Source organism: Pectobacterium actinidiae (assembly GCF_000803315.1).
Classification (GTDB): Bacteria; Pseudomonadota; Gammaproteobacteria; order Enterobacterales; family Enterobacteriaceae; genus Pectobacterium; species Pectobacterium actinidiae.
The window spans coordinates 2943234-2969057 of sequence record NZ_JRMH01000001.1 but is presented as its reverse complement, the minus strand read 5'-3'; the positions used below and the strand labels follow the sequence as shown (position 1 = coordinate 2969057).

The following is a 25824-nucleotide window of genomic DNA, read 5'->3' as shown; positions in this document are numbered from 1 at the left end:
TGGCGGGAATTATGCCGCTAACGCGGTTCCTTCGGTGCCCATGCCCGCCTTTCGAGCCGTCAGTGACGCGTTCCCTACGCGGCACTGACTTTCGCGACGTCCTGTCGCTCACTCGGCGTTCATGTCCACCTCAGCATAATTTTTACGCCGTGAAGATCGGTGCCATAAACGATACGCGTTGGTTGACGTTTCCTAATGCTATGAGTGGCAGATGCCGCCTGTTTCATTCACTTATATTGCTCGCATTCAGTGCCTGATACAGGTCGTCGATTAAGTCCTGCACATTTTCAATCCCCACGGATAAACGCAGCAGCTGTGGCGTGATCCCTTTTTGTCGTCTTTTTTCCAGCGGCACGGAAGCGTGGGTCATGGAGTAGGGCTGGCTAATCAGGCTTTCCACGCCGCCCAGACTCTCTGCCAGCGTAAATAATCGCGTGCGCTTAATAACCTCACGCGCATAGTCCTCATCACCCTTCAACCTCACAGAGATCATGCCGCCAAAGCCGCGCATCTGCTGCTGTGCCAACCCGTGCTGCGGGTGGCTCGGTAGCCCCGGATAGTAAACCTGCTCCACCTGCGGCTGGAGTTCCAGCCAGTGTGCGAGTTGAAGAGCGCTCTGATTGTGGCGTTCAATTCGCAGCGCCAGCGTGCGGATGCCGCGCAGCGTCAGGAAGCTGCTGAAGGGGTCGAGTACGCCGCCAATCGCATTTTGCAGATAGGCCAACTGTGACGCCAGTTCACTGTTCTTGCCGACGACTGCCAGCCCGGCAATCACGTCTGAATGGCCGTTGAGGTATTTGGTTGCGGAGTGCACCACGATATCAAACCCCACATCCAGCGGACGCTGAATCGCCGGTGAAGCAAAGGTGTTATCCGCCACGCTGATGAGCCGATGTTTTTTGGCTAACGTAGCGATGGCTGCCAGATCGGCCAGTTTTAGTAGTGGATTGGTCGGCGTTTCGACCCAGATCATTTTTGTCTGCGGCGTAATGGCGTGTTCCAGCGCGGTGAGATCGGCGGGGTCAACGTAGGTCACTTGCAATCCGGCGGTGCGTTTGCGGACATTTTCTAACAGACGCCAGGTGCCGCCGTAGAGATCGTCCACGGCCACGATATGGCTACCCTGATCGAGCAGTTCCAGCAATGTGGAACTGGCGGCCAGACCAGAGGCAAAAGCGAAGCCTCGCGTCCCACCTTCCAGTTCGGCAATCGCCGCCTCCAGCACCGCACGCGTCGGGTTGCCGCTGCGTGAATATTCGTAGCCGGTATGCTCACCGGGTGCGGGTTGGGCAAACGTGGAGGTTGCATAAATCGCGGGCATGACTGCGCCAGTGCTGTCCGGGGTATAGCCCGCGTGAACGGTTTGGGTATCGAATTGAGGCATGGTTCACATCCTAAGTGATAAGAAAAGAGAAGCGTGAGCAACGTATCAGCGAAGCGTCTGCCGCCAGTGGTTCAGGACATCTGTACGCGTGATCAAACCGAGAAAACGATCGCCGTCGAGAATCACAGCAACAAACCCCCGGTCAAAAATTGCCAGCAGATCGTCAGGCGACGCCTCTTTTGGCAGCGTCTTGACCTGATCGGACATCGCCTCGCGCGCCGTCAGTGAAAAATGCTGGGTATCGTTTTTGAGACTGTTTAGCAGATCCCATTCATCAATCACGCCGACGACGCGGTCGTTGTCTAATACGGGAAGTTGGGAGATGTCGTAGAGCCGCATACGGGCATGTACCACGCTGAGCGTGTCGTCAGGTGACACCGAAATCGTGGCACCTTCATCGTGGCGATAGGTGATGAGATCGCGCAGGTCGCCGTGTGACGGGCGCGTGATAAGTCCTTTCTCAATCATCCAGTAATCGTTAAACATCTTGGACAGGTATTTGTTGCCGCTGTCGCAAACGAAGGTGACGACCCGCTTAGGTTCGGTTTGTGCTCGACAATAGCGCAGGGCGGCGGCCAGTAATGTGCCGCTGGAGGAGCCAGCCAGCACGCCTTCCTTACGCAGCAGTTCCCGAGCGGTGTGAAAAGACTCGGCGTCATCAATCGCGTAAGCGTGGGTAACCTGAGTGAAATCGGCCAGATCCGGCACGAAATCCTCGCCAATCCCCTCCACCAGCCAGCTTCCTGCCTCACCATATTCACCGCGCTGTATATAGTCCGTCAGAATCGAACCGGCGGGGTCGGCAAGGACAAAGGCAGTCTGCGGCGACACCTCGGCAAAGTAGCGGGTTAACCCGCCCAGCGTGCCACCGGAACCCACGCCGACGGCGACAGCGTCAATTTGTTCTTCCATCTGCTGCCACAGTTCGGGGCCTGTCGTGCGGTAGTGCGCCTCCAGATTGGCCGAATTATTAAACTGATCGATGTAGTACGCATCGGGCGTTTCCTCTGTCAGACGACGGGCATAATCCTGATAGTAATCAGGGTGGCCTTTGGCGACATCAGAGCGCGTAAGCCGCACTTCGGCACCGAGTGCCCGTAGATGAAAGATTTTCTCGCGGCTCATTTTGTCCGGCACCACCAGAATCAGGTGATATCCCTTCAGTGCGGCGACCAGTGCCAGACCAAGTCCGGTATTGCCAGCGGTGGCTTCAACGATGGTGCCACCCGGTTTCAGCCAGCCCTGACGCTCTGCGTTTTCAATCATAGACAGCGCCACACGGTCCTTAATCGAGCCGCCGGGGTTCTGGTTTTCCAGTTTGACGAACAGTCGGCAGGGGCCGGTATCAAACTGGGTAAGCTCCAGCAACGGCGTATGACCGATCAGGTTGAAAACGGCATCGGCACTTTTCATAGCATTTCACTCTGTCGAAAATGGTGGATGCCACATAGTAGATCTGCTGCAAATCGAAAATGAACGAAGTAAATCACCAAAGAATATGCATTTAAGTAATATAATATTCTGATTGGCCGTAAGGATGTGCAGAGGCGTAGCGGTGCGGGCGTATAGACTGCCAGCGAAAGGATTAATAAATCGCTTTATTATATAGGTAAGGATTACTCTCATGGCATTGATTCAATTAGTGAAGAGTAAATTACTGTTAATCTATGCCAAATAATATTTGGCCGATGATAGTGGCGTATTTTTTCAAAAAGAGGGTGAATGTTGAGACATGAACTATGGGTTGAGCCTGATGGATCCCAGACTTTCTGTCTTGCGGGTTCACGCGGAGAGGCAGCTAAAAAATTTTTACATCCAGATTCAAAACTTATATGGGAAGTAGAGGCCTCAAGCCGTTTTGAAGCAATGACGCGCTATTACTCATTTATGAACTGGGGGGAATATAAAACACCTTTTGCTGAGCTAGATCGTATGACGTACCGTGAAATGGGCTGGGAAAATTAATGGTACGATCATCACGTGCTTATTCGAAAAAAAGCCTCAAGCTCTGAAAAACCCATGGCATGTTTTGAATAAGAAAAAGTGCCATCACGACTGACCTCCTGTGCTGCCTGTACGAATGCGCCATAGGCGAATCGAGCCATTGAGGCTCCGACGCTTATACGTTTGGCTCCGGCTTGTGAAAGTTCTTCAACACTGTAAACATTTCCGGGCAACCCCATTACAACATTGACAGGCTTTTTAACAGACTGGCAGAGGGTGTGAATCATCGAGAGATCATGAATTCCTGGGGCATAGAGAACATCTGCTCCCGCTTTTTCGAACGCCTGAAGCCTCAGGATCGTTTCATCAAGATCCTGATGACCCCACATGAAATTTTCAGCGCGCGCAGTAATAACAAAATTTGGATCACATGCATCACGCGATTCAACCGCTGCTGAAATTCTCTCGACCGCGAGATGTAAATCGAAGATAGGGGCTTCTGGTTGGCCGGTATGATCCTCAAGAGAACAGCCTGCAAGTCCGGCGTCAACGGCAATCCTGATGGTTTCAGCGGCGCTATCTGGACTGTCTCCCATTCCTTTCTCCAGATCGGCTGATACGGGCAGCGTGGTCGCTTCGGCGATGTTCCGGCAATGGTGAATTGTCTGTTGCCAAGGAACCTGACCTTCAGTTACTCCCAGAGAAAAGGCGAGACCTGCACTGGTTGTGGCGAGAGCCATAAAACCCATTTTTTCAAGTATTCTGGCCGTGCCAATGTCCCATGGATTAGGGATGACAAAGGTATTCCCGGATTCGTGAAGAAGGCGAAACGCTCTACTTTTGTCGCTCATAACTCTCTCATGAAGGCTAATTTCACACTCTATTGTTATAAACTACCTGATTGACGGTACACCATAAATAAGGCAGTAAAATTCTATTTTACTGCGCGTGCAAATACGCCTCATACCACTGGCTGAGTTGCTCGGTCACCGGGCGGTGTTCGGGGTTAAACGGGCGGCCATCCAGTGCTTTTACGGGGGTGATGCCCGCCAGCGTGCCGGTCACAAAGGCTTCATCGGCGGTGAGGGCTTCTGCCAGCGTAAAATCCTGAGCCCTGACCTTCAGCCCGTTAGCCTGCGCGAGAGTGATAAGAGTCTGACGGGTAATGCCGTTGAAGCAGTAACGACCCGATGATGTCCACAGTTCACCGCGACGGACGATAAAAAAGTTGGTGGAATTACAACTGGCGACAAAACCGTGCGGATCCAGCATCAGTGCCTCATCGGCACCGGCCTGCAACGCTTGCAGCAGTGCCTGAATAAGATTGAGCCGACTGTGTGAGTTCAGCCGCAGATCGAAGACGTCTGGCGTGCTGGTGCGGTAAGTGGAGGTAAACAGCGTCAGCCCGCGCTTTTTCGCCGCGGTATCGACGACCTTATACTCCGCCACGCACACGATGGTTGCGCCGCCGATGATGAAACGGGGATCCTGATTCGGCGTATGCTTTTTCCCACGGGTAATCATCAGGCGGATATGCGCGCCATCGGTCATGCCGTTGACGGCTAATGTCTTGTAGAGAATATCAGTCAGCGCTTCTCGGCTGTGGCCGATGTTCAACTGGATTGCGGCAGCACCGTCGAACAGGCGATCCAGATGGGCCTCCAGCGCGATCAAGCGGCCGTTAACCAGACGTAATCCTTCCCATACGCCGTCGCCGCACACGTAGCCGGAATCAAAGATCGACACCACCGCATTATCGCGATGAACGAATTCCCCATTCACATACACCTGTACGTCGTTGTTACGCGGATCTTGCAAATACGCCTGACTGCTTTGGCTGGATAATGTGGGTTGCATCGTGCTGTTCCTGAATGTGAATGATGAGCTAAAAGGAGCGTTCGGCAAAGCGAGCAAGGAAGGCTTGCGTGCGAGGCTGCTGCGGGTTTTTGAGCACCTGTTCGGCGCTGCCCATTTCATGGATCACGCCATTCTCGATAAAGATGACGCGGTCGGCGAAGTGATAGGCAAACCCCAGTTCATGGGTGACCAGCAGCAGCGTGCGGCCTTCCTCCGCTAACGCCCGAATGGTGTGCAGCACTTCCCCCACCAGTTCCGGATCCAGCGATGAGGTCGGCTCATCGAACAGCATGATCTCCGGAGACATCGCCAGCGCACGGGCAATCGCCACGCGCTGCTGTTGCCCGCCGGACAGACTGGCGGGACGCGCCTCTTGCTTGTTGCCTAATCCGACTTTTTCCAACTGTGCTTTGGCGATGGTATCCGCGTCATGGCGCGGTATCTTTTTTACCGATAGCAGCGCTTCACGCACATTTTCTAGCACAGTCATATGGGGAAACAGATTGAATTGCTGAAACACCATCCCTACGCGTTCCCGCACGGCGCACAGCTGCTTTTCCGGATAGTCGCGCTGGCCTTTGGCATCCGTTTTCCCCAGAACTACACCATCCAGTTCGATAGTGCCTGCGCTGGGGATCTCCATGAAATTCAGGCAGCGCAGCAGCGTACTTTTCCCCGAACCGCTGCCACCGATGATGGCGATTTTTTCACCGCGTCGCACATCCAGATCGATACCTTTCAATACCTCAACGGCACCGAAGCGCTTCTGGAGTCCGCGGATGCGCAGAACGACATCCTCATTCAAGTCTACATTTTCACGCAGAACGTTATCTTCACTCATAGCAATCCTATATCGCTGTCAGGCTAGGGGGTGGAACGGAAACGGCGTTCAAGTCGTGCGGCAAGGTAGCTCCCCGGCCAGATCAGAACGAAATAGAGCAGTGCCACCACCGTCAGGATTTCCAGCGGACGATAGTAGGTGCTGCTCAGCAGTCGCCCTTGGTACATCAGTTCGTTGACGGCCAGTATCGAGGCCAGCGAGGTGACCTTAGCCAATTCGATCATCCGGTTGGTCAATGCGGGCAGCATGTTGCGCAGCACCTGTGGCAAAACCACACGCCGTAAGATGACCGTGTGCCGCATCCCCAGCGCTTTTGCGCCTTCCCACTGCCCGTGGTCGATGGATTGCAGTCCGGCACGGAAAATTTCCGTACAGTAGGCCGCGCTATACAGCGTCAGTGCCAGTGCGGCGGCGCCGAACGTACTGAACTGCAAACCAACCAGAACCGGAAAGGCGTAATAGAACCAGATCAGTTGGATCAGCACAGGCGTATTGCGGAAGATTTCGACAAAGCATCTGGCGGGCAATGACAGCCAGCGCTTGCCAAACACGCGAAACAGACCGAGAACCAGACCCAACGCGGTTCCCAGCACACCGGCCAGTAGCCACAGTTCGAGCGTGACGCCAAGGCCTTTCAGCAGCACGGGAAGGTTGTGCCAGACCAGCGAGAAATCCCATTGATAATGCATGCTGTTCCTTACGCGAGTCGACGGTCTGCCAGTGACAGCCGTTTCTCAATATGTTGACTGAACAGGCTAATCAGCAGCAGCAGGGTGAAATACATCACCGCCACCAGACTGTAGACTTCCAGCGGTCGGTAGGTCTGGCTGTTGATCTGCATCGCCTGATAAAGCAGTTCGCTGTAGGCCAGTGATGACGCCAGCGACGTGGATTTGATGAGTTCAAACGAACGCTCAATAAAGGGTGGGATCATCCGGCGTAACGCCTGTGGGAGAATAACCCGACGCAGTGCCGTTGATTTCGACATGCCCAGCGCTTTAGCCCCTTCCCATTGCCCCGTGTGAATAGACGAGATCGCGCCACGGTAAACTTCGGCATAGAAGGCACCGGACTGTGCGGACAACGCGATCACGGCGGCGGTAAAAGGCGAAAAGGTTAACGGCGTAATGACAGGCAGGGCATAGTAAATCCAGAAAAAATGCACCAGCGCGGGCGTATTACGATAAAAACCAATCAACATTGCGGCGGGCAGACGCAAGAGCCGCCGAGGTGACATTTTCATCGCAGCGAGCACCATGCCAGCGACCATACCGATCAGGATGCTGGTCGCACCGATCTTTATCGTTCCCCATAGCCCCTCCAGCAGCAGCTGGTGATAGGGCCAGATGGCGGAAAAATCCCACTGATACGACATAAATATAGCGCCCCTGAAAAGTGCGTATACCCGTCATACTTCAAGTTGCATGTGCGTTGGCTTCACTTAGTCACCCGAATCACTTACCTGAGTAAGCTCATCGGGATGCCCTCGCTTGCCGCCTTCCTGAAACTCGAATTATTTAGGGTGAATTAGGAAATACGTTTCTTATTTTGTTAGAACCTATGCATCTTAGCAGGTCGAAAAAATGATAAATAAATAATAAAACGTGGTGCTAATATTCCTTTTATGTATAACAAATGACGATTTTTCGATGACTCACTCTGCCGTATTACCCCTGACGCTACGTCTGGCGACCTTTGCCCATCAGTTGACGATTCAGGACATTCCTGCGGCATTAAGAAGAAAAATTGTGCTGCATTTTATCGACAGCCTGGGCTGCGGCATTGCAGGCGCAAACAGTCAGGTGGTACGGGATTGCGCACGCGTCACCCGCCTGCACTATGCGGCGGGTAACAGCCCAATAGTGGATGGCGGAGCGCCGCTAGCAGCCATCGGCGCGGCGTTTTTGAATGCGGCGGCGATCAATGCGCTGGATTATGACGATGGCTATGAGGTTGCCGGACGCGGCATGGGGCACCCCGGTGCCACACTGGTTGCCGCCGCGCTAGCGGCAGTAGGAACGCGTCCGATCGACGGCGAAACGCTGATTTGTGCGCTGGCTGCGGCGTATGAAATTAATGGTCGGATCATTCAGTCTCAGCAGCCGACTCAGGCGCGTTTTCAGCAGGTTTACGGCGTGTGCCAGCATGAATCCATCGGGGCGGCGGTAGCCTACGGATTACTAACGGGGTGTGACGCCGAAGGCGTAGAGAACGCCATCGGTTTGGCCGCGTCGTTGACGCCGTTGCCCAGCTTGCACAAATACAACTGGCAGCAGCGGCCGCTGGTGTCTTTCAAGGATTACAACGCCCCTGCCGCAGAGTCGGGCGTCCGTGCCGTCGAACTGCATCGTGGCGGGATTATCGGCCCAAGAGATGTGCTGTCCGGCGATCAGGGATTCTGGCGCATGATGGGATCTGACCGCTTTGATGAAGCGGCATTGATTACCGGCCTGGGAGAACAATGGGCGCTTCAACACGCCAGTTTCAAGGCGTATCCGGCCTGTCGCTGGATACATACCGCGCTGGAATCCTTCGAGCGCATACAGGACGAGCTGACGTTATCACCGCAGGACATCGACGTTATTCGCGTAACAGGAAGCCAGAGGCTGGCCGCTGATTTTATGGATACGCGACCGCAAAATGAAACGGATGCACAGTTCAGCCTGCCATTTGCGCTGGCCTGTCTTGCCCACCGTATTCCGCGCCATCGCTGGAGTGCCGATGAGACCTTAGCCAACCCGGTGCTTCAGGCGCTGGCCGATAAGGTTCACGTTGAGGTGTCTCCCGAGCTTGACCAGCTTATGGCGCAGGAACGTCGTCCGGTGTTGCAGGTTGATGTCATCACGCAAGGTCAGGTTGTGGTGGGGGAGCGTATTGCGTTTCCGCTGGGCTGCGCGGAACATCCGTTAGCGGAAAGCCGCATCATGGCGAAATTTGCGGAGAATCTATCGTCTCGACTTGCCCCAACACATGTTGCGGAGGCAACGGCGGCGTTATCCGAACTTGAGGACTGTCAGGATGTCGCCGCGCTGCTGACCCCGCTAATGGGAGTGTCCTGAATCCGTTCAGGACCGTTCTGTTATCCGATGCTAATTATTTCCAGTCTTCTTTAATAACCGATGGCACTTTGCTGACGTCCACGCCGCGCAATTTGAGCGCCTGCTCATAGTAGTGCTGCGTCTTGCCGGATTTATACAGTTTGGCAAATTCGTCATTCAGGAAGTTATGGAAGGTCTGATCGTTTTCCTTACGGATGGCTCCGCTGGTGCTGACTTCAATAATCGGCTTCGGCAGAATCAAATTACCTTTACCGACCTTAGCCTGTTGCAATGCCAGCGCCGGGTGGAAGTAAGACAGGGCATCGACACGACCGGCATAAAACGCCGCTACGCCTTCATCCATATTCGGGAAGCGCACCAGCTGTGCCTTGGGCAGGCGTTTGGTCAGAATCAGATCCGGGCTGGAACCCAGCGTCACGCCGATCTTAACATCTTCCCGATTGAGGTCGTCCCAGTTGGTCACCGCGATACCATCGCGAATCAATACGCCCTGCGCATACCAGAAGAAAGGCTGCTCAGGGAAATCGACCGCTTTTTTCCGCTCTTCCGTTGGGTCCAGCACCAGCATGGTATCGATCTGGCCAGTTTGTAAGGCGGCGATGGCATTGCCCCACGTGGTTTCCACCGTCACCAGTTTTACCCCCAGATCCTTTGCCAGCTCTTTGCCGATGTTATAGCCGATGCCGTCCCATTCTCCAGTCGACGGGTTTTTAAAGTACCACGGCTCACCCTGTGCCACGCCGATGCGTAACTCACCGGTCTGTTTGATGTGCTGCCAGGTTGAGGTTTGCGTTTCCGCGGCCTGGCTAAAGAAGGAGGCGCTAATCAGCGTTATCGCCATGAATACCTGGTGAAGAGAACGTTTCATTATAATTACCCTGATGGTTGAATTTTAATCGAGGCGATATATTTCGCTCATGCAGAGTAGCGAAATACTTATAGCGAAATTAGTTCTTTTCGTCTTATCTCATTCCAGATAAATATAACGATTCATTGAGAGGAAAATCACGTTGGCACGCGGTCTGCCCCCGCTGTAGCGCGTGGCGTCTGGGATTGTTGTGTTTGTCTCACGATGTAGCCGATGAGTATTGCCACAATTTACCGTGTTTTCCCTCTGCGGCAGGGCATAGCAATAATTTCGCTATGCTTTCTTAATTATTGGCTATTGCTCACGGCATGCCGTGTATCGAACACCGCGTGGCAGTAATAACGATGGAGAGCACCGTTACTACTGCGTTCAGCGCGGTCTTCTGCATGACTGCCACTATTGATCGACGACGGAACCGTCAATGTGCAGTCGGGTTTTCAGGCCGCGACGGCGGTAGGGAAAGCGGTTCTCCAGATCGTCCGCCAGTTCAATACCGATGCCGGGCTGTGTCGGTATCTCCATAAAGCCATCCACGCATTTGAAGGTGTTCTTCACCACATCTTTTTTCCGCACGCCATTCTCGACGCCCGTCGCACCAAATTTTTCCGACAGTGCCGGTTGGTCATCTCCCGGATACTCCAGTAGAGCGAAGTTCGGGATGCTGACGGCGATCTGTAAACAGGCGGCGGTAGACACCGGGCTAAGCGGGTTATGCGGCACCACCATCAGATCATTGGCTTCTGCCAATGCGGCCACTTTCTTCGCACCGGTAATCCCGCCGCACATGCAAACGTCAGGACGCACATAGGCGACCGCGTTGCGGCGAATCAGCATCGCGAACTCCTGCGGGTTATTCAGGCGTTCACCGGTGGCGATAGGAATATTGATTTTGTCGGCGACTTCCGCCATCGAATCGAAGTTATCCGCGCCGATAGGGTCTTCAATAAAGTAGGGGTAAAACGGTTCAATGCCACGCGCGAACACCACGGCATCGGCGGGTTTCAGGCGGCGATGGACTTCAATACACAGGTCGACATCGTTACCGACCGCTTCCCGATAAAGGCCGATGCGCTCAATAGCTTCACCGATCTCTTTGGCGTGGGTGGTGAAATAAGGCGTATCGCGCGACTCATCCAGAAACGGCGTGAGATGGCCAATTGCGGTAAAGCCGTCAGCCTTGGCTTTTTTCAGATTGGCGATGGTCTCTTCCGTGGTTCGTCCTCCCGCGTGGGCATAAACGCGCGCCTTGTCGCGGCAGCGGCCGCCCAGCAGGTTATAAACCGGTGTATCGTAATACTTGCCCGCGATATCCCACAGGGCAATATCAATGGCGCTGATGGCACCCATGATGGCGGCACCGCGGAAATGCCAGCAGCGATACATATACTGCCAGTGATGCTCAATGCGCAGCGGGTCTTGCCCAATCAGATACGTGCGCAATGCCTCGACGGCACCTTTGGAGGCATCGAGAAAGCCCCAGGCACCGGATTCGCCAATGCCCGTCAGCCCCTCATCGGTGGTGACCTCAACAAACATATAGCGATTCGCGAGAATCACGCGCACGTCGGTAATTTTCATCAATCCTTTCCTTAAGTTAGCCTGCTTAGCATTGAGTCTAATCACAGAGGCGTGCGGGTTGTCAACGCTGACGTCAGCAGTGTGGTTAGCGTATCCGGCGCGTCGATCATCGCATCGTGGTCGCTGTCGAGCGTCAGAAAACGCCAGGTTGGATCGGTCTGAGCACGTTGTACTGAGGTGGTGAGATAATTGCCCGCCGCGCGCGTGCAGCGGATGTAGGTCTTTTTCAGCGAGGGAGGTGTGGGTGCCAGCGCGACGGGTTCAAAGTAGGTATTTACCGGCTGCGGTGTCAGGCGGGAATCGACCCACTTGCGGTCGGCTTCGTTCACGCCAAACAGCAGCGACGGAAGTGGGGGAATGTGCCACGTGGGGTCGCGCGCCGCCTGTGTCTGGTAGGCAGCGATGAGATCGGGCGCGTGATCCAGCAGCTTTTCGCCCGATGCGGGTAAAAACGCATCCAGCAGAATCAGGTGGCTGACGACATCAGGGAGTTGATACGCGGCGGCCGTAGCGGGAAAGCCGCCGTAGCTGTGGCCGACCAACGTCACATCGCGCCAGCCCTGTTGGCGGATCGTGTCGGTAATATCGTGAATGTGGGTCGATAGGTTAATACCGCGCGATAGCTCGTCACGGCGTTCTGCCAGCCCGGTGAGCGTCAATGCCGAAGAAGCAAAGCCTGCGGCGGTAAGCCGCTCGGTCACCCGCGACCAGCACCAGCCGCCGTGCCAGGCACCGTGTATCAATACAAACGTGGTGGCGTGGGCGTCAACGGACATGGGAAGGATTCTCCTGATTCTGCGTATGCAGCACTGCATCCAGCCGTATCAGCGCAATCACATAGACCGGCAGTGCCGCCAGCAGCGAGGGCAGATGGATCACTTCGTCTGCGCCGTGCGGCAAGCCGTGGCCTGTGGGTAGGAAGTCTGGGCTATTGGCCTCCGTACGCAGGTAGCCGGGGCCGAACGTAATCGCACGCGGCAGCACTTTGGAATGCGTTACGCCCCCCATTGAATAGGCTGGGTCTGCACGGCCTGTCACATCGTGCCAGCTCTGCTGCAAGACCTGCCGCGTGCTGTCCTCTTCCGGCAGATAAAATGGCGGCACATCACGCCAGTTGTCCACCAGCGAGATGTCGGTTGCCACAGTGGCAAGTTGGTCGCGCAATGCTGCGATGATCGTGTTTCCTTCCCGCGTCACCGGGTAGCGAATATCGGCAAGAAGGGTCAGTGAACCTGGAGTGGTCGACTGCCAGAGACCGGCGTTCAGCGTCAGCCTGCCTGACGGCGCATCCTCCTGCGCCAACCCAATATGCTCGCCATAGGGAGAGGTGAAAATCTGCTGTAACTGTGCGGCTAGCGTGCGTTCCCGTTCTGGCAGCAAATCCAGCTCGCGTAATGCGTCCAGCAGCACCACGGCAGCGCTAAGAGTACCGTCAGGGAAGGCCGCATGACCGGCAATATCCTGCGCCTGTAGCGTGATTCCCCGTTCGGCGGGGAGCAGCGTGATGCGTCCGGCACCCAGACCGCGCAGCCTATCGACGCTGAGCTCGCGGGGGGCATCGGCGAGCGTGATCTGTGCGGTGGCTGGAATGCTGTTGGCCGCGTTGCCAGCGGTCAGGTTCGCCAGCACGCCTGCTTCGGCAATGTGCAGCCGGAACGTGATTTGCCCTTTTTGCGCATAGTTCACCGGAAACTTCCCGTCGGTGACCAGCGAAATACGCGGTACCGGACCATGTTGGGCAAACCAGGCCAGATCGGCCATGTCGGTCTCTTCTGCCAGCCCATAAACGATGCGCAAATTGTGATGCAGGGGAATATCCAGCGCGCGGATCAACTTAAGCAAATAGAGATCGAGGATCGCAGGGCCTTTGTTGTCAGCTACGCCGCGTCCGATCAGAAAATCACCGCGACGCGTCAGCGCAAACGGTGGATACGTCCAGTGTTCACCCGCGGGCACAACATCAAGGTGGCTAATCAGGCCGATATCCTCGCGGTGCTCGCCGTAAATCACCGAACCCGCGTAGCCCGCATGGCGCTCGGTACGGAACCCGGCCTGTTCCGCCAATGTCAACGCGGTGTCCAATACGCGGGCGCACTCGGAGCCAAATGGCGCGCCCGGCTGAGCGAGATCGGCGCGGCTAACGCTGGGAATGGCAATCCACGTCGCCAGCTCATCAATCAGCGAGTCACGGTGTGCGGCAATCCACCGCTCGATTTTGGGTAACAGGGCGCTTTCTTGTGGGGTAAGGGCTGCGGACATACTTTCCTCCATTAAGTGAGCAAATAACATAAAACATCTGCCCGCCACGCTTTAGCATGATTCCTGTCATGCATATCCACAGAAAATATATAGCGATTGTTATTCCTGCCCGCTGTATAGGAATGATTCATTTTTCGCTGCAAGACGCATAACGCATGCAATACCGTTTATCAGATATCCTTATCCTGAATCTCTATAAAAGAAATGACAGGTTGCCGTTATAGTGATGGTGAAATAAGTAATTAGAAGCACACTTATTATTTTTAACGTCGTTTGAACATCGTCCGGCGTTGCGGGTCGTTATCGTAAAAAACACAGTATTGATTGTTATTTCCTGCCGTTATCGGCGGGCGGGTTTTTTTATCGCTAAATAAAGGGATTCGCTGATGTTGTCGGGTTTTTAGGGATGAAATGGCAACACGAGGTGATGTATTCCGTAAGCGGCGGTGAGGTAGGGAAAGTCATCGCGCGATATATTCATAGCACATAAAAGGTGAGCAAGATGGGAACTCTCGCATTACAGCAGCGTATCAGTAGCAGTATTGAACAGCATCGCGAAGAATATATTGCGATTTCCCAGGATATTCATGCGCATCCCGAAACGGGAAATAATGAATATTACGCCAGCGGGCTATTAACGGATTTATTAAAGAAGCATCATTTCACGGTAACACTGAACGTTGCCGGACATGAAACGGCCTTTTATGCAGAAAAAGACAGCGGTAAACCGGGGCCGACCATTGCTTACCTCGCCGAATATGATGCGTTAATCGATATCGGCCACGCCTGCGGTCACAACATCATTGGAGTAACCAGTCTGGCAGCCGCGATTGCGCTGGCAGAGGTTATCGATCAGACCGGCGGCAAGGTGGTGGTGTTGGGTACGCCAGCTGAAGAAGGCGGCCTGCGCGGGAAAGGCGGAATTAATGGCAACGTGAAGGCGCGTTTTGTTGAACATGGCTTCCTCGATCGGGTTGATGTCGCTTTGATGGTTCATCCGGCAGGAAAAACGCGGCTCACCGGACCATCACTGGCAAACAATCATCTCTATTTTCATTTTTACGGTAAACCCTCCCACGCCGGAAGCTCGCCGCATAAAGGCGTGAACGCGCTGGATGCGCTGGTGCTGCTTTACAACGGGATCAGCGTGCTGCGCCAGCAACTGCCGGACGGCGTTCGGGTTCACGGCATTATCACCAACGGCGGGCAGGCGCCGAATGTGATTCCAGAATACGCCTCCGCTCACTATTACATTCGTGCCAAAACGCGCGAAGAGGTGGTGGCGTTAGAGCCACGTATTCGCGCGATTGCGGATGGCGTCGCGCTGGCAACGGGCACCACGGTGAAAATTGAGCATCAGATTGGCCCGCGTGATTTCCTGATCAACCACTCGCTGAATGCCATCCTGCTAGAGGAATTCACGGCCGCAGGGGAGGTGGTCGATCAAAAAGCGAAAGAGGGCATCGGTTCGACGGATGCCGGAGATATCAGCCATGCGGTGCCGACGGCACACCCCACGATTAAAATCGGTCCTGACGATCTGATCGGCCACACCGTGCCATTCCGTGAAGCAGCAAATTCCCCGCTCGGTTATGCCGCGCTGCTGACGGGCGCGCAGGTGCTGGCTCGAACCGGTCTGCGACTGTTGACGGATCCCCGCGCGTTGCAGGATGCCAAAGACGAGTTTGCAAGCCACCGCTCGGTTACCGACGCCGCCTGAATATGTCTATTAACTCTCTGAATATCATAAAAATAGTGGAGTTTCTCATCAATGAAATGGTTTAACTTTCCTGCCGCAGCACTCTTGCTCGCGGCCAGTTTACCCTGGGGAATCGCGCTGGCGGAAACCGTCAATCGCGATGCAACGCTGAATATCGCTTATGGCAAACGGCCGGGTACGCTCGATCCTTATCTGACAACCAACAGTGCGACCACGGACGTGGTACGCCACATTTTTGAACAACTTTTTACGATTAACGATCGGTTTGAACCAGTACCGGAACTGGTTGAACGCTATTCGCTGAGTGATGACCGTAAGGTTTACACCTTTGTGCTGCGCGATGGCATCCGCTTTCATGATGGTCAGCCGCTGACGGCAGACGATGTGGTGGCATCAATGAATCGCTGGCTGGCCGTCTCTACGCAGGGGAAAGCCAATCTGCCGGGGGCGCAGTTTAGCCGGATTGACGATCGCACCGTACAGCTGACGGTACAGACGCCGTCTCTGATTACCCTGAATGTCCTAGCCGACTTGAAGAATTTGCCTTCGATTATGCCTAAGCACCTGATCGACGAAGCCAATACCAGTAAAAAACCGGTGAGTGAGCTGATCGGCACCGGTCCTTACAAGCTGGCGGAATTCAAACAGGGGGATTACCTGCATCTGACGCGCTATGACGGCTATGTTTCGCGTAGCGAACCGGCGAACGGCCTGTCGGGTCAGAAAAAGGCCGAGGTGAAAGATATCTGGTTCCGCTACATCACGGATGAGTCTACCCGGCTGGCAGGGGCATTGACCGGTGAATATGACGTCGTTTTTGATTTGCCAAAAGACAACATCGACGCGCTGAATAGTGCCCGCGATGTGACGCTGTATCGTCCCGAAGCGGGGGGATCGCTCATCACCTACCTGTTCAACAAGAATCGCGGACCGTTTGCTGATGTGAAACTGCGTCAGGCATTCAATCTGGCGCTCGATGTCCATCAGGTGCTGCTGGCGGGCTACAGCGATCCACGCTTTTTCAAGGAAGATTCGTCGTTAGGTTTTCCTGAGCAGGTGGACTGGCACAGTGAAGCCGGTAAGCCTTACTGGAATCAGCACAAGCTGGACGAGGCCAGAAAGCTGGTAAAAGAGTCCGGCTATAACGGTGAAGAAGTGGTGATCATCGCCACCAAGGAATACGCCGAATTGTACAATTTGGCGATTGTCGCACAGCAGGTGCTCAAACAGATTGGGGTGAAATCTCGTCTTGATGTCTATGACTGGGCCACGGTGTTACAGCGGCGTCAGGATCCTAAAAACTTCGACCTGTGTGCGCTGGAATTCTCGATGCGTCAGGTGCTGCATCAGTATCCTTTCCTGGATTCCCGTGCCAAATTCCCCGGCCTGAGCAACAGCCCGGAAATTGATGCGCTGCTGGATGACATCAAGCAGGCTCCGTCCCTACAGGCGGCAAGAGGACTGGTGGATAAACTTCACGTGCAAACCTGGACCTATCTGCCAGTGATTGTGCTGGGGCGTACCACGCCTGATGCGGTCGCGATCAAGCACTCTGTTCACGGCTATCGGGATTTAATCGGCCCCGTCCTGTGGAACGTCAGCATCACAAAACCGTAAGCGGAGAAGCGAATGGGATGGTTTATTTTCCATCGGCTGCTGGCGCTGATACCTGTGCTGCTGGTGGTTTCCATCGTGGTGTTTTGTCTGGTACATCTGGCACCGGGCGATCCGGTGTTGGTGATTCTGGGCAATGATGCCAGCCCGGGGGATGTCGCCGCGCTGCGTCAACAAATGGGGCTGGATAAGCCCCTGCTGACTCAGTTTGTCGTATGGTTTGGTGCGGTGCTGCGTGGTGATCTCGGCCATTCGCTCTTCATGAACGCCAGCGTCATGTCGCTTTTCTTGCAGCACCTGCAACCTACGCTGGCACTGGCGCTCTATGCTCAAGGGTTGGCGCTGCTGTTTGGGCTGGCGGCTGGCGTGCTGAGCGCGTCGCAACAGGGACGGTTTCTGGATCGCCTGATTATGGGGCTGGCGGCGGTGGGGATGTCGATTCCCGGCTTTTTACTCGGGCTGTTTCTGATTTTCTTTTTTGCCGTGCAGTTGCGCTGGTTTCCGGTTGTGGGATACAGCTCGACGCGCGGCGATATGCTGGTCAATCTGTGGTATATGACGCTGCCAGCGCTGGCATTAGGGCTGCGCATCGCGGCGCTGATTGCCCGTATGACGCGCGCGGTCATGCTCGATGTGTTGAGCGAAAACTACATTAAAACGGCGCGTGCCAAAGGCGTAGCGGAATACCGGGTTCTATTGCGTCACGGCCTGAAAAATGCGCTCCTGCCTATTCTCACCATCTGTGGTGAATCTTTTGGTTCGCTGGTGACGGGAACGATTGTGATCGAAAGTGTGTTCGGCATTCCCGGCGTCGGGTCGCTGGTGGTGGATTCCATCGAACGCCGCGATTTCTCGGTGATTCAGGGGGCTGTGCTGCTGATTACCGTCAGCTATGTGCTGATTAATCTGGCTGTGGATATTCTGGGGCATGCCGTTGACCCGCGTCTCTCCCTGTCAGGGGAGAAGGAGTGACATGAAAGCGCTGTTTGCCAATCAACTCCTGACAACGGGCATCGCTATCCTGCTGCTTATTCTTGTTGTCGCGGTAGGGGGCGCGTTTCTCAGCCCTTACGATCCCTATGCCTTAAACCCTCTGGAACGGCTGTCCGCACCGACATGGCAACACTGGTTTGGCACCGATAATTTTGGCCGCGATGTGTTTGTGCGGGTTGCGATTGCGATCCAGATCTCGTTGTCCGTTGGGGGCGCGGTCGCGCTGATTTCGGGCGCGATTGGCACGTTAATCGGCCTGCTATGTGTCTGGTATCGCCTGCTGGACGTGGTCATCATGCGGATTTGTGACGGGCTGTTTGCCTTTCCTTCTCTGCTGCTGGCCATTTCCATCGTCGGTATTCTTGGTCCGAACCCCGCGAATGTCGTACTGGCGCTGTCGCTGGTCTATGTGCCGTCGGTGGCGCGTGTGATGCGTGCGGCGGCGCTGGTGATCAAGGAGAAAAATTACATCGAGGCGCTGCGTGCACAGGGGGCAAAGAGTCGCCGGATCATCTGGCTGCACATTTTGCCCAACGTGGTATCGCCGCTGATCGTTCAAGTGTCGTGGATCTTCTCGGTCGCGATTCTCACCGAGGCCGCGCTGAGCTTTTTAGGTTCGGGGATCCCTGCACCGACGCCCAGCCTTGGTAATTTATTGCTGGAGGGGAAAAAAGTGATTTTTACCTCCTGGTGGATGACCTTTTTCCCCGGTATGGCCATTGTGCTCTTGATCTTGTCTCTGAATATGATTGGAGACGGCCTGCGCGATATCTCCGACCCTACGCTTAAGCCGCTCTCACGCCGGGTTTCCCGTCTGCTGAAAGCGGTCACGACACCAAAGTGAATATGATGAGTGAAACGCCGCTACTGTCTGTCAAAGACCTGAGAGTCACGTTTGCCGCGCCATCTGGCCTCTTACACCCTGTCCGTGGGGTTTCTTTTGACGTGAACCCGCGTGAGACGCTGGGCATCATTGGTGAATCTGGCTGTGGCAAAAGCGTCACGGCCGATGCGCTGATGGGGTTGTTGCCTGCGCGCGCTAGCCGGGTTGGCGGTGAGGCCAGCCTGAACGGCCAGCCGCTGCTGTCGCTGTCGGATGAGGCACGGCGACGCCTGCGTGGTAATGCATTAGCTATGATTTTTCAGGATCCGCTCTCTAGCCTTAATCCCGTCTATACCGTGGGTGAACAGATCGATGAAAGCCTGCGGCAGCACACCACGCTATCGCGTCAGGCACGGAAAGCACGGGTACATGAACTGCTAACCCAGGTGGGGATGCCCGATCCGGCCGCCTGTGCCGTGAGCTATCCGCATCGGCTATCTGGCGGGATGCGCCAGCGAGTGATGATTGCTATCGCCATCGCCTGCGGACCGGGATTGCTGATTGCCGATGAACCGACAACGGCGCTCGACGTCACCATTCAGGCGCAGATTCTTTCGCTGTTGGATAAATTAAAAGCCGAAACCGACATGGGTATCGTACTGATTACGCACGATCTGTCGGTGGTGGCGCAGATGTGTCAGCGCGTGATCGTGATGTATCTGGGGGAAGTGGTGGAGCAGGCGGATGTGTTCACGCTGTTTGATAACGCACGTCATCCTTACACGCAGGCGCTGCTGCGGGCGGTACCTAACCTCGATGCGCCGCGTAAAAGCGAGCTGCCGGAGATAACCGGCAGTGTTCCACCGTTGTCTCATCCGCCCACCGGCTGTGGTTTTGCTCCGCGCTGCCCGCTGGCGGATGAACGTTGTCACCAGTCTCCCCCCGAGCTTTCCGTGGCTGACGGGTCGGGCCATCGCGTACGCTGCTGGAAAGCGGATAGTCTCGGGAGTGCCGTATGATCGAACCGTTATTACGGGTGAAAAACCTGCGTAAAACCTTTCGGGTCGGGCAGGGATGGCGCAAAAAAACGCTGGTAGCGCTCGATGATGTCAGTTTCCATATCTCCCCCGGTGAAACGTATGCGCTGGTGGGGGAATCGGGCAGCGGCAAAAGCACCACGGGGCGCAGTATTTTAGGGCTAACGCCCGCGAATGCCGGGGAGCTGCACTTTGCCGGTCACGATCTCCTGAAGCAGAATGCAGAGCAGTTACGACAACTGCGGCGCGACATGCAGATGATCTTTCAGGACCCGCTCTCCTCGCTCGATCCCAAGCGCAGCGTCGGGTACAGCATTGAAGAACCGCTGATTATCCACGGCATACGCGATAGCCAATGGCGCAAGGCGCAGGTGATCAAGATGCTGACCCGCGTCGGGTTTACCGCTGCGGATGCCGGACGCTTTCCACACGAGTTTTCCGGCGGGCAGCGTCAGCGTATCGGGATTGCCCGCGCACTGGTGCTGGAACCGAAACTGATCGTGTGCGATGAGCCCGTTTCGGCGCTGGATGTCTCTATCCAGTCGCAAATTCTGAATCTGCTTTTGGCATTACAGCGGGAGCAGGGGCTGGCGTATTTGTTTATCGCGCACGATCTGAGCGTGGTACACCATATTGCTGACCGTATTGGCGTGATGTATCGCGGGCGCATTGTTGAAGAAGCGCCTGCGGCGACGCTATTTTCACAGGCGCGTCATCCGTATACGCGTTTCCTGTTGGCTTCAATTCCGCCCGCGCATCCACGGTTAAAGCGAGCGGTTCAGGTGGACGCACAGCAAGGCCAGGAGAGTGGGTGTCAGTTTGACGAACCGGCACCTGGCACGCCGGCACGATGCCGCATACATCCAACACAAGAATATTGGATCAATGCGGAACACCGCGTCGCCTGTACCCGATCAGAGATGCCCTGACAGGCGCTGGTGGATTTTGGTGCTATGCGTATCCAGCCCGATGATAGTGACCTTCGCGTCGTAGCGATGATAGCGGGTTTCGATTGCGTCGAGCGCCGCCACGCTGGAGGCATCCCAGATTTGGGCGTGCGTCAGATCAATGGTGACGTTCTGCGGATCCTGCGCATAGAGGAAGTGTTCGAAGAGATCGTTGCTACTGCCAAAGAACAGTGGCCCGCGTACCGTGTAGTGCACCGACTGTCCGTCTTCGCTGACCTGACGCTCCGCGCGAATGACGTGCGCCACGCGGCGTGCGAACAGCAGGATGGCAAAGATCACGCCGCCCGCCACGCCAATAGCGAGGTTCCCCGTCGAGACGGTCGCAATAACCGTCACGATGACCACCAGCGTTTCCGACAGTGGCATACGCTTCAGCGTGCTCGGGTGCAGGCTATGCCAATTCATGGTTTTCAGCGCGACGATCATCATAATGCCCGCCAGCACCACCATCGGAATCTTTGCCATGATTTCACTCAGCCCAGTCACTAGCAGCAACAGCACCAGCGCGGCGGCAAGGGTGGAGAGGCGCGTGCGCGCTTTACCCAATTCCACGTTGACCACGGTCTGCCCGATCATCGCACACCCGGCAATGCCGCCGTAAAACCCAGCGAAGATATTGGAAACGCCCAAGCCCCAGCATTCGCGGCGCTTACTGGATGGAGTATCCGTGATGTCGTCTACCAGTTTGGCGGTTAACAGTGATTCCATCAGCCCAACAAAGGCGATACTCAGCGCGGTTGGCCAGATGATGTGTAACGTTGCAAGATTGAACGGCACCAGCCACTGGGTGAAACCTGGCAATCCGGGCTGCATTGGGCCAGCATCGCCGACGTTAGGCACCGTGATGCCGGTAAATATGGCAATCGCGGTCACCGTCACAATGGCAACCAGCGGCGCGGGAATGCTTTTCACCACGTAAGGTAACAGCAGCACAATCGCGATTGTCAGCGCGAACAACAGCCAGACGAGCGAGGATTGCCCATAAACATGTGGCACCTGCGCGGCAAAAATCAGGATGCCCAGCGCATTCACGAAACCGATCATCACCGAACGGGGAATGTAGCGCATCATTCTCGCTAGCCCAGCCAGCCCAAACAGAATCTGGATAAGTCCCGCCATGATGACCGCAGGCAGAATATAGGCCACGCCGTGCGCATGTACCATCGGGCCGATCACCAGCGCCACGGCACCTGCCGCCGCAGTAACCATCGCGGGTCTGCCGCCAAGGAAGGACATCGTGAAGCACAAGACAATAGAGGCAATCAGGCTGACTTTCGGGTCTACGCCCGCGATGATGGAAAACGAAATCACTTCTGGGATAAGCGCCAGCGCGGTGATGGTGCCCGCCAAAATCTCGCGCATCAGCAGCGAGGGCGAGCGTAAGGCTGCAAGTGTTGACGTGGCTGATTGAACCGGCGTCGGCGTTGCGTCGGGTGATGAGATCATAGGTGCAGGCTCTTACTTTTCTTATTTATGGGTCAATGACAAAAGGCCGAAGAGGATAAATTATCGGCAGTATAAAAGATACTGCCCTTTGTTGGCCGCAGGGGAACATTCACTGGGGGGACGAAAGGGCGGATAGCGCTTTCGCCCTATCCGTCCACCGCCGTATTTTCTCCGTGAAGAACCGTTTCCTCCATGAATAACTATCTAGGCATCAATCGCCAGAATGGCCATAAATGCTTCGCGGGGAATGTCTCGTTTGGAGAACCCAACGTTATGCTTTTTATTTTCCCGCTGTTTGCGAATCAGACGCTGCTTTTGCGACAGGCTGCCCTGAAAACCCTGTGCCAACGCACTTTTACGCAGCGGGGGAATGTCTTCGCGCGCGATAACGCGATTACCGACTTTGGCCTGAGCTGGAACAGGGTACAGCTTGCGCGGAATCACGTATTTCAACGCTTTCACGATCTCGGTTGCCCGCGCCCATGCCTTATGACGGGCAATAATGAAGGAAAAGGCATCGATCAGCTGACTATCGAGATAGATGTCGCAGCGCACTAAATCGGAACGCCGGTAGCGAGATGGCGCATAATCCAGTGTGGCATAGCCTTGCGTGAGTGATTTTAGGGCATCAAAAAAGCCGAAGATCATCTCGTTGAGCGGCAGATCCCAGTGTAATGTCACGCTACCGTTATCGAGATAGAGCATGTCGATAAATTCCCCACGACGCGAGGCGCTGTACTCCATCAACGCGCCAACGTAGGCATCCGGTGTGTTAATGGTGCAGATAACATAGGGTTCTTCGACGAAGTCCAGTACGTCCTCGCGGGGGAAATATGCCGGATTATCGATCGTCAGGCATTGGCCGTTGTGTAGCGTGACGCGATATTCCACGCTGGGCGCGGTGGCGATCACGGAGATGCCATATTCACGCTTGAGCCGTTCACGAACGATATCCATATGCAACATCCCAAGAAAACCACAGCGAAAACCTGCGCCCAGCGAGGCGGAAACATCAGGGATCATGTGTAGCGCCGCATCGTTAAGCGACAGCTTATTCATGGCGTTACGCAAGCCTTTCAGATCGTCATCCGCATCGGGATAGAGGCCAGAAAACACCATCGGCTTCATGTCCTGATAGCGTGCAACTGGTTCTGTCGCGGGGCGAGCGGCTAACGTCAGCGTATCACCGACCCGGATCGCGGCGGCATCTTTCAGGCCAGCAGCAAGGTAACCGACCTCACCGTTTTCCAAGGCCGCGCAAGGTTGCCGATGCGGGAAAAAAGCACCGGTTTCGGTGACCTCAACGTGCGTGTCTGATGACATGAAACGCAACGTTGAACCTGCTTGGATACGGCCATCCACTACGCGCACATGCATGATGACACCCTGATAGGGATCGTAATGTGAATCAAAAACCAGCGCACGCACCGGGGCATCGGCGAGCCCTCGGGGGGCGGGGAAATGGTGGGCAATCGCGTTTAGTACCTCGGCCACGCCCTCACCGGTTTTAGCAGAAACAACCAGCACGGTGCTGATATCCAGAGCGGCAATACCCGCTAACTGCTGCATCACCTGCGCCACGTTAGCCTGTGGGCTGTCGATTTTATTCAGAACCGGCAGGATGGTCAGCCCCTGTTGTTGGGCAAGATTGAGATTGGCGATCGTCTGTGCCTGAACGCCCTGCGTGGCGTCAATCAGTAGAATAGCGCCGTCGCAGGCGGCGAGACTGCGGGAGACTTCCGCTGAAAAATCGACGTGCCCCGGCGTATCGACCAGATTGAACTGATATGGCTGACCGTTCTCATCCTGATAGCGCATGCGCACGGTTTGCAACTTGATGGTGATGCCGCGTTCCCGTTCTATCTCCATCGAATCCAGCAGCAGTTCGCGCATGTCTCGTTGGGCGACGGTTGCGGTCAGTTCGATAAAGCGGTCGGCGAGGGTGGATTTGCCATGATCGACATGGGCAATAATGCAGAAATTACGAATCTGAGGTGTACACATAGAAAGGGCCTTTCACATCATGATGTCTGCTCGGTATCGCGTGCGGCGTTGAGAGCAGACAGAGAAATTCGCGCTGAAAAAATTCAGCGAAGATGAAAATCAAAAGATGTAAAAGTGAATAGCCGCGGCCATGATAGCGCGTTTTCTTTTCGCGCCGCAACTGATGATACTGGGCATTATGGCCCGCTTCCCGAGAACGACATCCCCGGCGGGTGATAAGCGGTATTGAATTCAGGGAGCCGCTCACTTAGGTAATTGTGGCCAGAACGCCACGTTTTCTCGTGATTTACTGATGAATCATTCATTATCTGTGCAAACGGCCATCCTGATTCAGGATCCTCTTATGCAGCGCAGAACCTTTGAATCTTTCGTGCAAAGCGGGAAGCAAAAAGAATTAACTGCCGCTTTATTAACTGGCCTGTTTTCAAACCTCGAATCGTCATATCGGGTAACGGGCCCATCATAACCGGTGAGCAACTTTGTGGCATTTGGGAACGGGAACGTTATATTTCGATGATTCTGGGAGAAGTGAGGCGGCTAAGAAATGATACCAATGGCTATGGTGCGAAAGGCGCAGGATTCATTGGACATGTTGATATTCCTGACGACGTTGACGCTGCCTGGCACCGCTTAGTTGGGGAAACCACACTGGCTGGGATCGTCCGCTAATGGTTTGATATTAGATTGCATATTTCAGGCTGGTTGTAATTTCAATTGTTGTGGTAAATCGGAGGTATCAGATAGGGTTGCGAGTAATACAAATAAACAATAAGGGCTAATTAATTAGCCCCTAAGAATATCAGGAAATAAATTTCACACCTTGTTTCAAGACGATATCGCAAGCTTTGGTTTTCACCTTTTCAGCCAATGGGGTATTACCAATATTATTCAGGTTCAACTGTTGTCCATCGCGGGTATTCAGGAGACCGGCTAATCCTTGGGTATAGTCAGGCTGCTGCTGTTTTTCTTGCTGGGAAGTCAGCCCCAGCTTATCCAATAACTGATTCTTGATATTTTCTGTATTGGTTGCGGAAACCAGCTTCTGCTTCACGCAATATTGCAGAATCCCTGCGGCGTTGTTCATATTGCCGGCACTCAGCGTCTGATTGCCACCATTGAGCAACCCCGTCAATCCGCTCAATCCTCCAGATGAAGAATTGTTCTGACCTAATTGGCTCACCGCGCTGGAAAGGGAATCCTGTAAACTTGAGGCTTGCACGTAGCCAGTCACCATAAAAGCAGACAAACCAACGGCACTCACTACGTTTCTGATTGATTTCATGACACTCTTACTCTCTGTATCGCTTCTATATATGGTGGAAAATATCGCGAAGTATATTACTTAAAAAGCAGAAATCTCTGCATTTTTTATATTCTTTCATTTGAATTTATTACCGTTTATTTCGCACTGCATCGCTACGAACCGTGA

Annotated in this window: 23 protein-coding genes; 9 read left to right on the top strand and 14 right to left on the bottom strand. The window is 54.7% G+C overall.

Annotation, left to right across the window (positions count from 1 at the left end):
- Positions 1–223 precede the first annotated feature (223 nt).
- Together KKH3_RS12690 and KKH3_RS12685 are read right to left on the bottom strand one after the other, a co-directional pair.
- Complete coding sequence (locus KKH3_RS12690) at positions 224–1384, bottom strand: trans-sulfuration enzyme family protein (RefSeq protein ID WP_039360130.1); 1161 nt, start codon at positions 1382–1384, stop codon at positions 224–226.
- Between the two features lie 45 nt (positions 1385–1429).
- Positions 1430–2797: a pyridoxal-phosphate dependent enzyme gene (locus tag KKH3_RS12685; protein WP_039360127.1), complete on the bottom strand. Its 1368-nt coding sequence runs from the start codon at positions 2795–2797 to the stop codon at positions 1430–1432.
- Positions 2798–3106: 309 nt separating this feature from the next.
- Here KKH3_RS12685 and KKH3_RS21820 point away from each other — a divergent pair, with 309 nt between their 5' ends.
- Positions 3107–3349 (top strand): hypothetical protein, encoded by a 243-nt coding sequence (locus KKH3_RS21820; RefSeq protein WP_234991505.1) that lies wholly within the window; start codon positions 3107–3109, stop codon positions 3347–3349.
- An 11-nt stretch (positions 3350–3360) separates the two neighbouring features.
- Here KKH3_RS21820 and KKH3_RS12680 read toward each other — a convergent pair whose 3' ends face one another.
- The 5 genes from KKH3_RS12680 to KKH3_RS12660 form a co-directional block, all read right to left on the bottom strand.
- Entirely contained in the window at positions 3361–4179 is an 819-nt protein-coding gene (locus KKH3_RS12680; RefSeq protein WP_039360125.1) for an isocitrate lyase/PEP mutase family protein, read from the bottom strand.
- A gap of 88 nt (positions 4180–4267) precedes the next feature.
- Entirely contained in the window at positions 4268–5185 is a 918-nt protein-coding gene (locus tag KKH3_RS12675) for an aminotransferase class IV (RefSeq protein WP_039360122.1), read from the bottom strand.
- Between the two features lie 28 nt (positions 5186–5213).
- The gene (locus tag KKH3_RS12670; RefSeq protein ID WP_052201338.1) at positions 5214–6026 is read right to left on the bottom strand and encodes an amino acid ABC transporter ATP-binding protein; all 813 of its coding nucleotides are present in this window, start codon (positions 6024–6026) and stop codon (positions 5214–5216) included.
- A gap of 23 nt (positions 6027–6049) precedes the next feature.
- Positions 6050–6715 carry an amino acid ABC transporter permease gene (locus tag KKH3_RS12665; protein ID WP_039360119.1) on the bottom strand — a complete coding sequence of 222 codons (666 nt, stop codon included), beginning with the start codon at positions 6713–6715 and terminating at the stop codon, positions 6050–6052.
- 8 nt (positions 6716–6723) lie between these two features.
- Positions 6724–7401 (bottom strand): amino acid ABC transporter permease, encoded by a 678-nt coding sequence (locus tag KKH3_RS12660; protein WP_039360114.1) that lies wholly within the window; start codon positions 7399–7401, stop codon positions 6724–6726.
- Positions 7402–7675: 274 nt separating this feature from the next.
- Between KKH3_RS12660 and KKH3_RS12655 the strand changes: the two genes are divergently transcribed.
- Positions 7676–9085, top strand: coding sequence for an MmgE/PrpD family protein (locus KKH3_RS12655; protein WP_039360109.1), 1410 nt, complete (start codon positions 7676–7678; stop codon positions 9083–9085).
- A 34-nt stretch (positions 9086–9119) separates the two neighbouring features.
- Here the strand turns inward: KKH3_RS12655 and KKH3_RS12650 are convergent, their stop codons facing one another.
- The 4 genes from KKH3_RS12650 to KKH3_RS12635 form a co-directional block, all read right to left on the bottom strand.
- Positions 9120–9953 (bottom strand): transporter substrate-binding domain-containing protein, encoded by an 834-nt coding sequence (locus tag KKH3_RS12650; protein WP_039360106.1) that lies wholly within the window; start codon positions 9951–9953, stop codon positions 9120–9122.
- 396 nt (positions 9954–10349) lie between these two features.
- Positions 10350–11531, bottom strand: coding sequence for a galactonate dehydratase (dgoD, locus tag KKH3_RS12645; protein WP_039360102.1), 1182 nt, complete (start codon positions 11529–11531; stop codon positions 10350–10352).
- 41 nt (positions 11532–11572) lie between these two features.
- Positions 11573–12307 (bottom strand): alpha/beta fold hydrolase, encoded by a 735-nt coding sequence (locus KKH3_RS12640; RefSeq protein WP_039360097.1) that lies wholly within the window; start codon positions 12305–12307, stop codon positions 11573–11575.
- Entirely contained in the window at positions 12297–13790 is a 1494-nt protein-coding gene (locus tag KKH3_RS12635; RefSeq protein WP_039360094.1) for a Sapep family Mn(2+)-dependent dipeptidase, read from the bottom strand. The genes KKH3_RS12640 and KKH3_RS12635 overlap by 11 nt, the downstream gene beginning before the upstream one ends.
- A 502-nt stretch (positions 13791–14292) precedes the next feature.
- Here KKH3_RS12635 and KKH3_RS12630 point away from each other — a divergent pair.
- The 6 genes from KKH3_RS12630 to KKH3_RS12605 are packed head-to-tail and all read left to right on the top strand — an operon-like array spanning position 14293 to position 20906.
- Positions 14293–15510, top strand: a complete 1218-nt coding sequence (locus KKH3_RS12630) for a M20 family metallopeptidase (protein ID WP_039360091.1) — start codon at positions 14293–14295, stop codon at positions 15508–15510.
- A 51-nt stretch (positions 15511–15561) separates the two neighbouring features.
- Positions 15562–17127: an ABC transporter substrate-binding protein gene (locus KKH3_RS12625; RefSeq protein ID WP_039360087.1), complete on the top strand. Its 1566-nt coding sequence runs from the start codon at positions 15562–15564 to the stop codon at positions 17125–17127.
- Positions 17128–17139: 12 nt separating this feature from the next.
- A complete protein-coding gene (locus KKH3_RS12620; protein ID WP_039360084.1) occupies positions 17140–18096 on the top strand; it encodes an ABC transporter permease in 957 nt (318 codons plus the stop codon).
- A 1-nt stretch (position 18097) separates the two neighbouring features.
- Entirely contained in the window at positions 18098–18961 is an 864-nt protein-coding gene (locus KKH3_RS12615; RefSeq protein WP_039360082.1) for an ABC transporter permease, read from the top strand.
- 2 nt (positions 18962–18963) lie between these two features.
- Positions 18964–19959, top strand: coding sequence for an ABC transporter ATP-binding protein (locus KKH3_RS12610; RefSeq protein WP_039360080.1), 996 nt, complete (start codon positions 18964–18966; stop codon positions 19957–19959).
- Positions 19956–20906 (top strand): ABC transporter ATP-binding protein, encoded by a 951-nt coding sequence (locus tag KKH3_RS12605; RefSeq protein WP_039360077.1) that lies wholly within the window; start codon positions 19956–19958, stop codon positions 20904–20906. Before KKH3_RS12610 ends, KKH3_RS12605 begins: the two co-directional genes overlap by 4 nt.
- Here the strand turns inward: KKH3_RS12605 and KKH3_RS12600 are convergent.
- Positions 20892–22391, bottom strand: a complete 1500-nt coding sequence (locus KKH3_RS12600) for a SulP family inorganic anion transporter (protein ID WP_039360074.1) — start codon at positions 22389–22391, stop codon at positions 20892–20894. The two genes, KKH3_RS12605 and KKH3_RS12600, sit on opposite strands and share 15 nt — an antisense overlap.
- 204 nt (positions 22392–22595) lie before the next feature.
- Positions 22596–24395 carry a translation elongation factor 4 gene (lepA, locus tag KKH3_RS12595; protein ID WP_039360070.1) on the bottom strand — a complete coding sequence of 600 codons (1800 nt, stop codon included), beginning with the start codon at positions 24393–24395 and terminating at the stop codon, positions 22596–22598.
- A 513-nt stretch (positions 24396–24908) separates the two neighbouring features.
- Here lepA and KKH3_RS22305 point away from each other — a divergent pair.
- Positions 24909–25064 carry a hypothetical protein gene (locus KKH3_RS22305; protein WP_159440273.1) on the top strand — a complete coding sequence of 52 codons (156 nt, stop codon included), beginning with the start codon at positions 24909–24911 and terminating at the stop codon, positions 25062–25064.
- A 130-nt stretch (positions 25065–25194) separates the two neighbouring features.
- Here the strand turns inward: KKH3_RS22305 and KKH3_RS12585 are convergent, their stop codons facing one another.
- The gene (locus tag KKH3_RS12585) at positions 25195–25677 is read right to left on the bottom strand and encodes a YjjA family protein (protein WP_039360066.1); all 483 of its coding nucleotides are present in this window, start codon (positions 25675–25677) and stop codon (positions 25195–25197) included.
- Positions 25678–25824 lie beyond the last annotated feature (147 nt).

Coding starts and splice junctions, on each gene's coding strand:
- KKH3_RS12690 (WP_039360130.1), bottom strand. CDS start 1,384: ATGCCTCAATTCGATACCCAAACCGTTCACGCGGGCTATACCCCGGAC.
- KKH3_RS12685 (WP_039360127.1), bottom strand. CDS start 2,797: ATGAAAAGTGCCGATGCCGTTTTCAACCTGATCGGTCATACGCCGTTG.
- KKH3_RS21820 (WP_234991505.1), top strand. CDS start 3,107: ATGTTGAGACATGAACTATGGGTTGAGCCTGATGGATCCCAGACTTTC.
- KKH3_RS12680 (WP_039360125.1), bottom strand. CDS start 4,179: ATGAGCGACAAAAGTAGAGCGTTTCGCCTTCTTCACGAATCCGGGAAT.
- KKH3_RS12675 (WP_039360122.1), bottom strand. CDS start 5,185: ATGCAACCCACATTATCCAGCCAAAGCAGTCAGGCGTATTTGCAAGAT.
- KKH3_RS12670 (WP_052201338.1), bottom strand. CDS start 6,026: ATGAGTGAAGATAACGTTCTGCGTGAAAATGTAGACTTGAATGAGGAT.
- KKH3_RS12665 (WP_039360119.1), bottom strand. CDS start 6,715: ATGCATTATCAATGGGATTTCTCGCTGGTCTGGCACAACCTTCCCGTG.
- KKH3_RS12660 (WP_039360114.1), bottom strand. CDS start 7,401: ATGTCGTATCAGTGGGATTTTTCCGCCATCTGGCCCTATCACCAGCTG.
- KKH3_RS12655 (WP_039360109.1), top strand. CDS start 7,676: ATGACTCACTCTGCCGTATTACCCCTGACGCTACGTCTGGCGACCTTT.
- KKH3_RS12650 (WP_039360106.1), bottom strand. CDS start 9,953: ATGAAACGTTCTCTTCACCAGGTATTCATGGCGATAACGCTGATTAGC.
- dgoD (WP_039360102.1), bottom strand. CDS start 11,531: ATGAAAATTACCGACGTGCGCGTGATTCTCGCGAATCGCTATATGTTT.
- KKH3_RS12640 (WP_039360097.1), bottom strand. CDS start 12,307: ATGTCCGTTGACGCCCACGCCACCACGTTTGTATTGATACACGGTGCC.
- KKH3_RS12635 (WP_039360094.1), bottom strand. CDS start 13,790: ATGTCCGCAGCCCTTACCCCACAAGAAAGCGCCCTGTTACCCAAAATC.
- KKH3_RS12630 (WP_039360091.1), top strand. CDS start 14,293: ATGGGAACTCTCGCATTACAGCAGCGTATCAGTAGCAGTATTGAACAG.
- KKH3_RS12625 (WP_039360087.1), top strand. CDS start 15,562: ATGAAATGGTTTAACTTTCCTGCCGCAGCACTCTTGCTCGCGGCCAGT.
- KKH3_RS12620 (WP_039360084.1), top strand. CDS start 17,140: ATGGGATGGTTTATTTTCCATCGGCTGCTGGCGCTGATACCTGTGCTG.
- KKH3_RS12615 (WP_039360082.1), top strand. CDS start 18,098: ATGAAAGCGCTGTTTGCCAATCAACTCCTGACAACGGGCATCGCTATC.
- KKH3_RS12610 (WP_039360080.1), top strand. CDS start 18,964: ATGATGAGTGAAACGCCGCTACTGTCTGTCAAAGACCTGAGAGTCACG.
- KKH3_RS12605 (WP_039360077.1), top strand. CDS start 19,956: ATGATCGAACCGTTATTACGGGTGAAAAACCTGCGTAAAACCTTTCGG.
- KKH3_RS12600 (WP_039360074.1), bottom strand. CDS start 22,391: ATGATCTCATCACCCGACGCAACGCCGACGCCGGTTCAATCAGCCACG.
- lepA (WP_039360070.1), bottom strand. CDS start 24,395: ATGTGTACACCTCAGATTCGTAATTTCTGCATTATTGCCCATGTCGAT.
- KKH3_RS22305 (WP_159440273.1), top strand. CDS start 24,909: ATGATTCTGGGAGAAGTGAGGCGGCTAAGAAATGATACCAATGGCTAT.
- KKH3_RS12585 (WP_039360066.1), bottom strand. CDS start 25,677: ATGAAATCAATCAGAAACGTAGTGAGTGCCGTTGGTTTGTCTGCTTTT.